Below are 12,793 nucleotides of genomic sequence, written 5' to 3'. Positions count from 1 at the left end.
CCCTTCTTCGGAGACCCGCATGTCCAAGACCGCCCTCGTCACCGGAGCCACCGCGGGCTTCGGCGACGCCATCGCCCGCCGTCTCGCCCGCGACGGCTGGCGCGTCGTGGTGACCGGGCGCCGCCGCGACCGGCTCGAGGCCCTGGTGGTGGCGCTCGGCGGCAGCGAGCGCGCCCATCCGCTCGCCTTCGACATCCGCGACGAGGCGGCGACCCGGGAGGCGCTCGCGTCGCTGCCGCCGGCCTTCGCGGAGGTTTCGCTCCTCGTCAACAATGCGGGGCTGGCGCTCGGCACCGGACCGGCGCAGGAGAGCGACCTCGCCCAGTGGCGGACGATGATCGACACCAACGTCGTCGGCCTCGTCACGATCACCCGGCTGCTGCTCGACCGGCTGATCGCCCATCGCGGCCTCGTCGTGAACCTCGCCTCGATCGCCTCCCACTGGCCCTATCCGGGCGGCAACGTCTACGGCGGGACCAAGGCCTTCGTCCGGCAGTTCTCGCTGGGGCTGCGCTGCGACCTCTCGGCCAAGGGCGTCAGGGTCACCTCGATCGAGCCCGGCCTGTCCGAGAGCGAGTTCACGCTGGTGCGCACCGGCGGCAACCAGGCGGCCTCCGACGCCCTCTACAAGGGCGCGCACCCGCTCCGGCCCGAGGACATCGCCGAGACCGTCGGCTGGGTCGCCTCGCTGCCGCCCCACGTCAACGTCAACAGCCTGGAGATCATGCCGGTGACCCAGTCCTGGGCCCCGTTCGCGATCCAGCGCGACCCGGCGGCCTGACGGGTCGTCCGCTCATCCGCCGCCATCAGGAAACTCTGCCAGGGAACTCGGCCATGAACGACCTCTCCCGCACCAACGACCTGCGCCACGTCATCGAGGCCGACCGGGCCCATGTCTGGCACCACCTGTCGCAGCACAAGCCCTACGAGACCGTCGACCCGCGGGTGATGGTCGAGGGGAGGGGGATGCGGGTCTGGGACGCCACCGGGCGCGAATACCTCGACGCGGTCTCGGGCGGGGTCTGGACCGTCAATGTCGGCTACGGGCGCACCAGCATCGCCGACGCGGTGCGCGACCAGCTGGTCAAGCTCAACTACTTCGCCGGCTCGGCCGGATCGATTCCCGCGGCGCTGTTCTCCGAGCGGCTGATCGCCAAGATGCCGGGCATGACGCGGGTCTACTACGCGAATTCGGGATCGGAGGCGAACGAGAAGGTCTTCAAGATGGTGCGCCAGATCGCGCACCGGCACCATGGCGGGCGCAAGTCCAAGATCCTCTACCGCGAGCGCGACTACCACGGCACCACGATCGGGGCGCTCGCCGCCGCCGGCCAGGACCAGCGCCGCGACCAGTACGGCCCGTTCCCGGACGGCTTCGTGGCCGTCCCCCACTGCCTCGAATACCGCAGCCAGTGGGGGAGGGTGGAGAATTACGGCGAGATGGCCGCCGACGCCATCGAGGCGGTGATCCTGCGCGAGGGCCCCGACACCGTCGGGGCGATCTGCCTCGAACCGGTCACCGCCGGGGGCGGCGTGATCACGCCGCCGAAGGGCTACTGGGAGAAGGTGCAGGACATCTGCCGCCGGCACGAGATCCTGATCCACATCGACGAGGTGGTCTGCGGCATGGGCCGCACGGGTGCGTGGTTCGGCTACCAGAACTACGGCGTGCAGCCCGATTTCGTCACCATGGCCAAGGGGGTGGCGTCGGGCTACGCGGCGATCGCCTGCACGGTGACGACCGAGGCGGTCTTCGCGCTGTTCAAGGACGACGCCGCCGACCCGATGTCGTATTTTCGCGATATCTCGACCTTCGGCGGCTGCACCGCCGGCCCGGCGGCCGCGCTCGAGAACATGCGGATCATCGAGGACGAGGGCCTGATCGACAACACGGTCGCGATGGGCGGGCGGCTGATGGCGGGCCTGCACGGCCTCGCCGAGCGCCACGCGGCGATCGGCGACGTGCGCGGCAAGGGCCTGTTTTGCGGCGCCGAGCTCGTCGCCGACCGCGCCACCCGCGAGCCGATGGACGAGAAGCGGGTCCAGGCGGTGGTGGCCGACTGCATGGCGCACGGCGTCATCATCGGCGCCACCAACCGGTCGCTCGCCGGGCTCAACAACACGCTGTGCCTGAGCCCGGCCCTGATCGCGACCCCGGACGACATCGACCGGATCGTGGAGGCGATCGACGGGGCCCTGACCCGGGTGTTCGCCTGAGGCTCCGGCGGCCCGCCCGGCCCCGGGACGCGCGCGATGTCCGGGCACGATCCTCCGGACATCGCGCCGGTGCCCCCGGCCCGGTCGCGAGCGCGCACTCCGATCCGCGACGCAGGGTGGAGAATCCCCAGCTGGGGGGACCGGTGGCCCCGAGGCTGGAGCGGCGCCCGATCGCGTTGCAACCGGCCGGTGCTCCAGGTCTGTGGTTTTACCGCATTGTTTCTCGCTGAAACGACATCCATCTCGTCGAAAAATGTCTTCGGGTCAAAACCCGATCAGCTTGACCGCGCGCGTCCGCTTTCGACCCATTGCAGACAAGCGGCCCCCTTGCCGGTAGAATGTCCTGCATGACTGAACACACGAGCATCCATGTGCAGCGAGCTGATCATGTCGGCTTCGCGGTCGGCTCCCTCGACGAGGCACTTCGGTTCTGGATCGATGGGCTCGGCGCGCGCCTCGTGCGGACGGGCGAGATGGGGGGCGAGTTCCTCGGTCAGGTCACCGGAGCGCATGGGGCGAAGGTGCGCCTGGCGATCGTTTCGCTGGCGGATCAGACGATCGAACTCCTGGAGTATCAGGGTCCGGACCGACCAGGCGTGCCAGCCAAGCCGTTCGACCCAGGCTTCGCGCATCTGGCCCTCGTGGTCGATGACATCGACGCGCTCCTGGCGCGGATCGCCACCTACGGCTGGAAGGCGCAAGGTACGCCGCAACCGATCGCGAGCGGTGCGCGGGCTGGAACGCGGGTGATCTACGCCGTTGGCCCTGACGGTGCGACGATCGAGTTCATGCAGCCGCCAGCGACCGCCAAGGATCACTGATCCCGCCGGGCGGGTGTCCGCTTCCCACCCGTTGCCGACCCTCGGGAGGTCCGCTTCCAGGATGTTGAAACAAAGGCCAAAAACCGGATCGGGTGAAAAGCCTCCGGTCCGCTTTCGAGCTACTCCGCTGAGAAGCAGACCTTTGATGTTCGATGTCGTCATCGTCGCGCAAACGCGGCATGACGTTCCATAGACTGTCGGCTACCCGTCCCCGACCGCGGGCATCATCGCCCGTCGACCGCGCTGAATGCCTCCACCGGGGTCGGATCAATCGGAGTCGCGGGACCGAACCGGAAAGGCACCAGGGCCGACCCGGCCCGATAGACGGACGGTCGAGCGCAGAGGCGGCGAGACGTTCCGCTCAGACTTTGGACTGGAGGAGTTCGATCACGTTGCTCCAAGGGTCTACCAGGAAGGCGACCCGAACCTTCCAGTCATCGTTGTCAACGGGTTCCAGCGTGACCGTCACGCCGCGATCTTGCAGCGTCTCGACGGCCGCATCTACGTCGTCGACCCACAGGCCGAGATGATGCCAGCCGTGCGAGCCGAAGCTCGCGTAGAGGTCGTCACTTGCGGGGCCCCCATCTGCGCCGGGACCGGACACGAGCTCGATCCGGAAGGTCGGATCGCCAGCCAGCGCCATCTCGGTGAAGTTCATGCCGTTGAGGTCGAAGGCCCTCGTCTCGTGCATGTCCAGCTTCTCCCGGTACCACTTCACCGCGGCGTCGCGCTCGGCGACGCGCAGTCCGACATGGGCTCCCCGGAGCGTTTTCAGGACGTTGGTCATGGTCTTTCCCTCAAGGTGTCGTGCTCGAATGAGCACGGCGGCAGATGCCACCATCGGGTACGTCCGGCTGTTCCGTTCCAGCGCTCAGAGCCCTGGTTCCGCGCCCGGCATGTTTGGCAACATGCTGTCAATCTCTCGCTCATTGACATCATGCTGTCAAGATCGGACCTTGGTTCGCCGCCCGCCGAATTGGAACCGCTCTGCCGATGTCGTCCGACCCGATGACCCAGCTCATCCTCGCGATCTTTCGCACCAACAGCCGTCTGGTCCTGAGGGGTGACCAATTGACGGCTCCGCTCGGGCTGACAAGTGCGCGCTGGCAGGTGCTGGGAAGCGTGGCGGAGGCGGACTCGGCGCGGTCGGTCTCGGAACTGGCACGGGATCTCGGCGTCTCGCGACAGGGCGTGCAGCGGATCGCTGGCGAGTTAGTCACGGAGGGAATCCTCGCCTATCAACCCAACCCCCGCCACAAACGTGCGCACCTCGTCGTCTTCACCGCGGAAGGTCACCGTCTCTACGACCGCGCGATGGCGGTGCAAGCTCCCTGGGCGCGATCGCTGGCCGAAACCCTGACGCCAGAGCTGATCACGTCCGCCACGGTTGCCCTGGGCGTCCTGACAAGTCGTTTGCAGGAAGAGCTGGAGACTGCTGGGACAACGGCCGCCGAATGACCTCGTCTTAGATTTGAAATGACGTCCGCTTCCGACATTGTTCAGTGAACTGCTCGGCGTCATACAAGGGCCGGAGGCGGAACGTCCGCTTAAGGGAGAAGGGTAAGGGTCCGCTTCCCACCCTCAGCGGTCCTCCACACGGCCAAGCTGATTGAGTTTGACCCTAGCGGTGCGGGCGCGGCCCGGCCCCGACGGCGGCGCGGGCATCGGGCGGGCGGTATCCCGGGACGTCGCCGACCCGCTCCGCCAGCATCGCCAGCAGGCGATCGAGGCGATCGGCGGGCAGCGCCGCGCTCGTCGCGAGACAGTAGACCTCCCAGCCGACCGAGACGAAGCCGAGGCCGAAGCGCTCCGCCGCCGCGCGGGCGCCCAGGCCCGCATCGGCGGCGCCCGACGCGATCACCGCCGCCACCGCCTGGTGGGTGAATTCCTCGAAGCCGTAGCCGACGATCTCGTCCGGCGGGATCCCGGTCTCGGCGAGCAGCCGGTCGAACCAGGCCCGGGTGCCGGACCCCTTCTGCCGGTTGACGAAGCGGGCCTTCCTCGCCCGCAGGTCGGCCGGCGTCGCGAGCCCGAGCGGGTTGCCGGGGGCGACCAGCAGGCCCTGCTCGCGCTCGAACAGCGGGTGGACCCGGAAGGCCGGGTCGGCGACGAGGTCGGTAAAGGGCGGGCCGGCCGCGGCCGGGCCGGCGGCCCCGCAATGGAAGCCCGCCGCATCGGCGCGCCCGTCGATCAGCCGGGCCACCGCGTCGCGGCTGCCGATCACGGCGACCTCGGCCCCGCCCCATTCCGATAGGACCTGCATCAGCAGGGGATCGTGGCTCGCCGCCACGGCGAGGCGGAGCGGAACGGCGAACCGGGCGGCGAGGTGGGCCTGCATCGCCCGCGCCTCGCGGGCGAACGACGGGGCGAGCGCCGCGGCCGCGGCCGAGAGGGCCTCGTGCAGGGCCGCACCGGCCTCGGTCAGCGTCGTGCCGTGGCCGCGGGTCTTGCGCACGAGCTGATGGCCGAGATCCGCCTCGAGCGTCCGCACGCGCTCCCAGGCCGCGCGATAGGACAGGCCGATCTCGGTCGCGGCGCCCTGCACCGAGCGGGTGCGGGCGATGGCGCGCAGCAGCGTGAAGGTGTCGGCGACGGCGATGCGCGCCCGCCCGATCCGCAGCCAACCGCCGAGCCCGAGCTCGACCACAGGAGCCTCGTCCATGAAAACCGCCCTCGCGCTGTCATCCGGGGGGTGCAGTCCCGCCGCGACGCCCCCTCGTCCGGCGCGATCCCGGGACCTGACGGCACCGCACCGGCATGTCCGTCCGACGCGACCGAAGAGGCCCACCGGACGTCCGCATCGGCAGCAGGCAACATATTGAGGGTCGAAAAACGGCAGTGTACCGCCGGTACATCACCTGCGCCCCGCACCGGGTCGCCGGCGCGCCCGCCCGGCAGGCGGGCCGCGACACCGGGACGGGACGTGCGAGGACCGCGCCATGCATCCGGAACTCCTCCATCCGACGGACGCCCGCTCCCGGCTCGACCGGCCGAGGATTGCGCCGCCCGAGGCGGTGGCCCGGATGCGCGACGGCCGGACGGCGTGCCTGCCGGTGGGCTGGATCCAGGATGGGGGCTTGCGGGCCTTCCGGGGCGATGCCGGGTATCTCGGCCGCTCGATCGCGGCGCTCAAGCTCTACCTGACCCTCGTCGTCAGCCAGGACGCGGGCCCGCACGCCGACGGCCAAGCCCCGATCCCGGCCCCGATCCCGATGTCCTACGAGCGGATCGCCGCCCTCTCGGGCCTCTCGGATCCGCTGATCTGCGCCGGCAAGAGGGCGCTGATCGACCAGGGCCTCGTCACCACCGCCGACGAGCGGCCGGGCGGGACGATCGCCTACCGGCTGACCGGCCTGCGCCCCTCGGTCGCCGTGGTCGACCTCCTGCACGCGCCGCAGGAGTGCGGCCGGATCGACGCCCTGCACCGCCTGACCTGCCGGAAGGCGCCGAACCTCGCCTCGCTCAAGACCTACCTGCTGCTCTGTGCGGACGGGGGCGATCCGGACGGCGTCGTCTCCCTCGACATCGACGCCGCGTCGCGGCTCACCCAGACCAGTCACGTCAAGATTTCCGCCGCGCTGCTCGCCCTGCAGGGCCTCGGCCTCGCCGAGCCGCTCGCGAGCCCGTCGCGCTCGGGCGAGCACCGCCGGCTGCGGCTCCTGCCGCTGCGCTGATCCCGCGCCCGGGACGGGAGCGCCGAGGAGACGCGAAGGGGGGCGGACATCCGGCGCACGGTGGACTAAAGTCTGCCGTGCCGCGCCGTTGCGACCTTTACCAAATCGCAGCAGAGATCGCACCATTGACGGGGCGACCCGAGCGCGCTTGCCCCCGAGCCCGTTCGCAACCGAGCGCCGAGGCCCGGTGCCCCGCCCCCCACGCGAAACGATCGAGCCGGAGACGACATGAAGACGCGCGCCGCGGTTGCCTGGGAAGCCAAGAAGCCGCTCACCATCGAGACCATCGACCTCGAGGGCCCGAAGGCCGGCGAGGTGCTGGTCGAAGTGATGGCCACCGGCATCTGCCACACCGACGCCTACACCCTGTCGGGCCTCGATTCCGAGGGCAAGTTCCCGGCGATCCTCGGCCACGAGGGCGCGGGCATCGTCCGCGAGGTCGGCGCCGGCGTGACGACCCTGAAGCCCGGCGACCACGTCATCCCGCTCTACACCCCGGAATGCCGCAACTGTAAGTCGTGCCTGTCGCAGCGCACGAACCTCTGCACGGCGATCCGGAGCACGCAGGGCCAGGGCGTGATGCCGGACGGCACCAGCCGCTTCCGCTGCGACTCGACCGGCAGCAGCCCGGGCGCCAACACCGTGTACCACTACATGGGCTGCTCGACCTTCTCGAACTTCACCGTTCTGCCGGAGATCGCGCTGGCGAAGGTCCGCGAGGACGCCCCCTTCGACAAGATCTGCTACATCGGCTGCGGCGTGACCACGGGTCTCGGCGCCGTGATCTACACCGCCAAGGTGTGGCCGGGCGCCAACGTGGTGGTGTTCGGCCTCGGCGGCATCGGCCTCAACGTGATCCAGGGCGCCCGCATGGTCGGCGCCGACAAGATCATCGGCGTCGACATCAACCCCGACAAGCGCGCCATGGCCGAGAAGTTCGGCATGACCCACTTCATCAACCCGAACGAGGTCGGCACCGACAAGGTCGTGCAGGCGATCCTCGACGTGACGGGCGGCGGCGCCGACTTCTCGTTCGACTGCACCGGCAACGTCAACGTGATGCGCCAGGCGCTCGAGTGCTGCCACCGCGGCTGGGGCGAGTCGATCGTCATCGGCGTGGCCGAGGCCGGCCGCGAGATCTCGACCCGTCCGTTCCAGCTCGTCACCGGCCGCGTCTGGAAGGGCTCGGCCTTCGGCGGCGCCCGCGGCCGCACCGACGTGCCGAAGATCGTCGACTGGTACATGGAGGGGAAGATCAACATCGACGACCTGATCACCCACACCATGCCGCTCGAGGAGATCAACCACGGCTTCGACCTGATGCACGAGGGCAAGTCGATCCGCTCGGTCGTGGTGTTCTGACAACCGGATGAGCCCGGCGGCGCCGTCCGGCGCCGCCGATACAGGGTCGAGAGCCGCAGGGGATCACGGCGACATGGACACCATCTCGAAGGCCCGCTCGCATGGCGGCATCCAGGGCGTGTACCGGCACGAGGCCGAGACGACGCGCTGCCCGATGACCTTCGCGGTCTACCTGCCGCCGCAGGCCGAATCCGGCAAGGTGCCGGTCCTGTGGTACCTGTCGGGCCTCACCTGCACCCACGCCAACGTGATGGACAAGGGCGAGTACCGGCGAGCCGCGGCGCGCCACGGCGTCGCCATCGTCGCCCCCGACACCAGCCCGCGCGGGCCGGACGTGCCGGACGAGCCCGACAACTGGCAGTTCGGCTGCGGCGCCGGCTTCTACGTCGACGCCACGCAGGCGCCCTACGATCGCAACTACCGGATGTGGTCCTACGTCACCGAGGAGCTGCCGGCCCTCGTCGCCCGCGAGTTCCCGGTCGACATGGAGCGCCAGGGCATCTTCGGCCACTCGATGGGCGGCCACGGCGCGCTCACCATCGCGCTCAACCACCCCGAGCGGTTCCGCTCGTGCAGCGCCTTCGCGCCGATCGTCCAGCCCTCGACCGCCGGCTGGTCGAAGCCGGCGCTGACCAAGTATCTCGGCACGGACGAGGCCGCCTGGCGGCGCCACGACGCCACCGCGCTGATCGAGGACGGCCACCGCTTCCCCGAGTTCCTGGTCGACCAGGGCACCGCCGATTCCTTCCTCGAGGAGGGCCTGCGCCCCTGGCTCCTAGAGGAGGCGTGCAAGAAGGCCGGCATCGGGCTGACCCTCAACATGCGCGAGGGCTACGACCACTCGTACTTCTTCATCTCGACCTTCATGGACGACCACATCGCCTGGGCCGCCGAGCGGCTGCGCTGACGTCCCGGGGCGGGGCGGCCTCGCACAGGGCCGCCTTGCACGGGTCTCCCTTGCCGCGGCGTGCGCCGGCCGGCATCCGACGGGCATGGCCCGGATGACCCTGGACGATACGAGCCTCGCGCCCTTCCTGGCGGCCTTCTACGAGCGGGTGCGCGAGGACCCGCTCATCGGCCCTGTCTTCGCCGCGGCGATCCCGGAGGCCGGCTGGCCGCAGCACCTGGCGACGATCGAGGCGTTCTGGTCCTCGGTCCTGTTCCGCACGGGGCGCTACAAGGGCAACCCCTTCGGCCGGCATCAGGCGCTCGGCGTGCTGCGCCCCGAGCACTTCGCCCGCTGGCTCGACCTCTTCCGCGAGACGGCGGCGGCGCGCTTCTCCCCGGACGATGCCGCCATCCTGCAGGAGCGGGCCGAGCGGATCGGGGCCAGCCTCAGGGCCGGCCTGTTCTTCCGGCTCGAGGGACCGGACGCGGACGCGGCGGGAGCTGCGACACCTGCCAGGCGAGCGTCAGGCTCGCTCCCATGAGGGCGGCGTGCAGGAGGTGGAGCGTTGGGCATCGGCGGCGATCCGGCGTACGGGCTGTGCGCATCTCCCGATCTCCAGGCAACGAGCGGGCCCGGCGGCGCGGATGCGGCCGTCGGTCGAGGGCCGGGAGCGTGCCGTCGCCGATGATCGACCGCGACCGGGCTCGCCGGGACGGCGGAAGAGCGGCGCGGCGCTCGCGCCCATGGGCGCGACGATCATCGGGATAGGCGGGCCCTGGCCGACGATCCCGCCGCTCGTACGGCGTCGCGCCCGGACGGCCACGATCGCCCGTCGCGGCTCCCGCAGGTCCGTCCGGGGAAACTTCGAGACAAAAGGAGCGCGGGTTTCCCCCTCTCCCCGCGGGCGGGGAGAGGGGAAACCCGCGCTTTGTTCCTTTTCCCCGGACAGCCCTGCGGCTCCCGGGGAGCCCACGTTTCGGGCACACCCGGGTTGATCCCGGATCATGCACCGGTCTCGTGACCGGCCGATGACCTGTCTTATGACCTGTCCCATCCCATGACTTGGCCGATGGGGCGGTCGGCGCTGAGGGGCCTACCGCGGCTTGTTCTAACAAGCGATGCTGCAGCCGGGTTCGCCGGGCTTGCGCCGCCGAGCGGGAAGAAGCGTGATGGAACGACCTCAGCATGTCGACGGCCCGGAGCCGGCCGACCTGGATCATCGGCGAGGAGACGATGCGGCGGATGCCGAGGCCGGCCTGGCCGCGGCCTTCCTCGTCGAGGTGATGGGCGAGGACGTCGCGGCCGCCTTCTTCGCCCGGTTCGGTCCCGTCATGGCGCAGGCCTGCCGCCAGGCGGAGGATCTCGCCCACGGGCTTCGTGCCGAGGACGAGCCGGAAACCGAGCTGCCCGCGAGGCGGGTCCGACGCACCGGGACGCCTTGGGGAGACCTGCCGTGGGGAAACCTGCCGCCGGAGGACCGGACGCGCATCGACCGGCTGGCGGAGCGGATCGGGCGCGGGGAGGCGTGCGCGCCGGTGATCGTCATGATGCGCCGCACCGCGGCCGACCCCCAGCCCTACGACCTGATCTCCGGGGCGGACGAGTTCGTGGCGCTCGTCGACGTCATGGGTCGCGCCACGGTGCCGGTCCGCGTCGTCCCGCCGGTGCCCCCGGAGACCCTCTCGCTGTTCGACGACCCGGAGGCCTGACGCCCCACGCGCGGCGGATCCGGCCCCGGGCGGCCGGATCCGGAGCCATTCCTCACAGGAATGACGGCGTTCCCGTTCGGTCTTGGACATCGGCCGGAGCGGCGTGCAGATTGCGCCCGGGCGACGCGCGCGCCGTCCGCGACGATCCCGCTCCCCCGGCCGACCCGGCCCGCGACATCGCGCGGACCGGCCGGACGGCGTCGATTGCTGTCGAAATACACACAGCGTCCGATTTTATTCTAGGTACTGCCTGATTTTTCGAAGATCCGCAGCTTGACGGGCAAGGCCGCCGCGGATACCGATGCCGCCGTCCACTACGACGATGCGGGAGAGACCGAGGGACGACACGTCACCTCGGCGCCGACGGAGCAACCGCCCCGGAAACTCTCAGGCAAAAGGACCGTGTCGTCAGGACGATCTGGAGAGAGGCGGCTGCGACAGGCCGTCCACCGAAGGGGATGTCCGGCCGCGCCAGCGGGCGGACGACGCTCTCAGGTACCGTGACAGATGGGGCGCAGGGGCGGGATCCATCCCGCCCTCGGCTTCTCGTGCGCTCGGAAACCAGATCCATGCCCCACATCGCCGTCATCGGCGCCGGTATCACCGGCGTGACCACCGCCTATGCGCTGAGCGAGCGCGGATACGACGTCACGGTCCTCGACCGTCACCGCTATGCCGGCATGGAGACCTCGTTCGCCAATGGCGGCCAGCTCTCGGTCAGCAACGCCGAGGTCTGGAACAAGACCGCGACCATCCTCCAGGGCCTCAAGTGGATGATGCGGCGCGACGCGCCGCTGCTCGTCAACCCGAAGCCGAGCTGGCACAAGTATTCCTGGATGGCCGAGTTCATCGGCCAGATCCGGCACTACGAGGCCAACACGATCGAGACCGTGCGCCTGGCGCTCGCCGCCCGCCGGCAGATGTTCGCGATGGCCGAGCGGGAGAACATCGCCTTCGACCTCGAGAAGCGCGGCATCCTGCACTTCTACCGCGACAAGGCCGGGTTCGATAAGGCGCTCGCGGTCAACGCCCTGCTGCGCAAGGGCGGCCTCGAGCGCGACCCGGTCACCCCCGAGGAGATCCGGGCCATCGAGCCGACCCTGCAGGGCGCGTATCACGGCGGCTTCTTCACCCCGTCCGATTCAACCGGCGACATCCACAAGTTCACCCGGGGCCTCGCGGAGGCCTGCGCCCGCCGCGGCGTCGCCTTCCGGTACGACGCCGCGATCGAGACGATCGCGCCGGCCGGCGAGGGCTGGCGCATCCACTGGCTGCCGGTGGGGCGCGACGACGGCGATGCGCGGGCCGCGCGGTGGGAGCCGCTCGAGGTCGACGGCGTGGTGATCTGCGCCGGCTGCGCCAGCCGCGACCTCGCCGCCGCGCTCGGCGACCGCCTGAACATCTACCCGGTGAAGGGCTACTCGATCACCGTGCAGTTGCACTCGCCGGAGAGCCAGGACGCCGCGCCGCAGGTCAGCATCCTCGACGACGCGACGAAGATCGTGACGAGCCGCCTCGGGCGGGACCGGTTCCGCGTCGCCGGCACGGCGGAGTTCAACGGCTTCAACCGCGACATCCGGCACGACCGGATCGAGCCGCTGGTGCGCTGGACGCGCGAGCAGTTCCCGCGCGTGGCGACCGACCGGGTGGTGGCCTGGAGCGGCCTGCGGCCGATGATGCCCGGCATGCTGCCGCGGGTCGGGCCCGGCCGGCAGCGGGGCATCTTCTACAATACCGGGCACGGCCACCTGGGCTGGACCCTGTCGGCCGCCACGGCGCAGATCGCCGCCGACGCGATCGAGCGCGGCCTGCCGGTCGAGCGCCGCCGCCTCGCGGCCTGATCCGGCGCGCGTCCCGCCCTCGGTCGCCGACGCCTCCGTCGTCGCGACGCGCGGGACGCGCGCCGCGTCGCCCGCGGCCGCCTCGAGAAATGCCCGATCGCCCTCGTCGCCCGGTGCCGCGGCACCGGTCCGACGGGGGTTTCGTGCAGTCCGCCGGAACCGGAAATCCGGGAAGGCGGGCGCCGGTCATCGGGATCGCCCGGCCCGCCGCATCCCGCCGCGGCACGGCGGCACCCTGCAAAAAAGTATCGGTCGCGCCCGCGAATCGTAGTTGCTGCCC

Annotated in this window: 12 protein-coding genes and 2 riboswitches; of the genes, 10 read left to right on the top strand and 2 right to left on the bottom strand. The window is 70.5% G+C overall.

Annotated elements, in window-relative coordinates; translation table 11 throughout:
- Nucleotides 1-19 precede the first annotated feature (19 nt).
- The 3 genes from BMX97_RS25405 (at nt 20) to BMX97_RS25395 (ending at nt 3,038) form a co-directional block, all read left to right on the top strand.
- Nucleotides 20-781 carry an SDR family NAD(P)-dependent oxidoreductase gene (locus BMX97_RS25405; protein WP_091753984.1) on the top strand — a complete coding sequence of 254 codons (762 nt, stop codon included), beginning with the start codon at nt 20-22 and terminating at the stop codon, nt 779-781.
- A gap of 53 nt (nt 782-834) precedes the next feature.
- Complete coding sequence (locus tag BMX97_RS25400) at nt 835-2,217, top strand: aminotransferase family protein (protein ID WP_091753983.1); 1,383 nt, start codon at nt 835-837, stop codon at nt 2,215-2,217.
- Nucleotides 2,218-2,564: 347 nt separating this feature from the next.
- On the top strand, nt 2,565-3,038 hold the full coding sequence (locus BMX97_RS25395; protein WP_091754010.1) for a VOC family protein: 474 nt from the start codon (nt 2,565-2,567) through the stop codon (nt 3,036-3,038).
- A 361-nt stretch (nt 3,039-3,399) separates the two neighbouring features.
- On the opposite strand, the gene BMX97_RS25390 is transcribed toward BMX97_RS25395, so the two are convergent.
- The gene (locus BMX97_RS25390) at nt 3,400-3,825 is read right to left on the bottom strand and encodes a VOC family protein (protein WP_177202351.1); all 426 of its coding nucleotides are present in this window, start codon (nt 3,823-3,825) and stop codon (nt 3,400-3,402) included.
- 221 nt (nt 3,826-4,046) lie between these two features.
- Here BMX97_RS25390 and BMX97_RS25385 point away from each other — a divergent pair, with 221 nt between their 5' ends.
- Nucleotides 4,047-4,496, top strand: a complete 450-nt coding sequence (locus tag BMX97_RS25385) for a MarR family winged helix-turn-helix transcriptional regulator (protein WP_210187674.1) — start codon at nt 4,047-4,049, stop codon at nt 4,494-4,496.
- A 163-nt stretch (nt 4,497-4,659) separates the two neighbouring features.
- Here BMX97_RS25385 and BMX97_RS25380 read toward each other — a convergent pair whose 3' ends face one another.
- Nucleotides 4,660-5,700: a helix-turn-helix transcriptional regulator gene (locus tag BMX97_RS25380; protein WP_091753980.1), complete on the bottom strand. Its 1,041-nt coding sequence runs from the start codon at nt 5,698-5,700 to the stop codon at nt 4,660-4,662.
- Between the two features lie 277 nt (nt 5,701-5,977).
- Between BMX97_RS25380 and BMX97_RS25375 the strand changes: the two genes are divergently transcribed.
- The 6 genes from BMX97_RS25375 (at nt 5,978) to BMX97_RS25350 (ending at nt 12,513) form a co-directional block, all read left to right on the top strand.
- Entirely contained in the window at nt 5,978-6,712 is a 735-nt protein-coding gene (locus BMX97_RS25375; protein ID WP_091753979.1) for a hypothetical protein, read from the top strand.
- 228 nt (nt 6,713-6,940) lie between these two features.
- Nucleotides 6,941-8,074: an S-(hydroxymethyl)glutathione dehydrogenase/class III alcohol dehydrogenase gene (locus tag BMX97_RS25370; RefSeq protein WP_091753978.1), complete on the top strand. Its 1,134-nt coding sequence runs from the start codon at nt 6,941-6,943 to the stop codon at nt 8,072-8,074.
- Nucleotides 8,075-8,147: 73 nt separating this feature from the next.
- Nucleotides 8,148-8,981: an S-formylglutathione hydrolase gene (gene fghA, locus BMX97_RS25365; protein ID WP_091753977.1), complete on the top strand. Its 834-nt coding sequence runs from the start codon at nt 8,148-8,150 to the stop codon at nt 8,979-8,981.
- 85 nt (nt 8,982-9,066) lie between these two features.
- Nucleotides 9,067-9,504, top strand: a complete 438-nt coding sequence (locus BMX97_RS25360; protein ID WP_091753976.1) for a group III truncated hemoglobin — start codon at nt 9,067-9,069, stop codon at nt 9,502-9,504.
- Nucleotides 9,505-10,132: 628 nt separating this feature from the next.
- Nucleotides 10,133-10,672, top strand: a complete 540-nt coding sequence (locus BMX97_RS25355; protein WP_091753975.1) for a hypothetical protein — start codon at nt 10,133-10,135, stop codon at nt 10,670-10,672.
- Between the two features lie 315 nt (nt 10,673-10,987).
- Nucleotides 10,988-11,085, top strand: a riboswitch (glycine riboswitch).
- Between the two features lie 3 nt (nt 11,086-11,088).
- A riboswitch (glycine riboswitch) is annotated at nt 11,089-11,181 on the top strand.
- Between the two features lie 60 nt (nt 11,182-11,241).
- Nucleotides 11,242-12,513: a D-amino acid dehydrogenase gene (locus BMX97_RS25350; RefSeq protein WP_091753974.1), complete on the top strand. Its 1,272-nt coding sequence runs from the start codon at nt 11,242-11,244 to the stop codon at nt 12,511-12,513.
- The last annotated feature ends 280 nt before the right edge of the window (nt 12,514-12,793 follow it).

Origin of the sequence: Methylobacterium sp. ap11, assembly GCF_900110515.1 — a bacterium.
In the GTDB taxonomy this organism is placed as follows: Bacteria; Pseudomonadota; Alphaproteobacteria; order Rhizobiales; family Beijerinckiaceae; genus Methylobacterium; species Methylobacterium ajmalii.
Note: the sequence above shows the minus strand (reverse complement) of the source record. Positions and strands in the feature narration are given on the sequence as shown.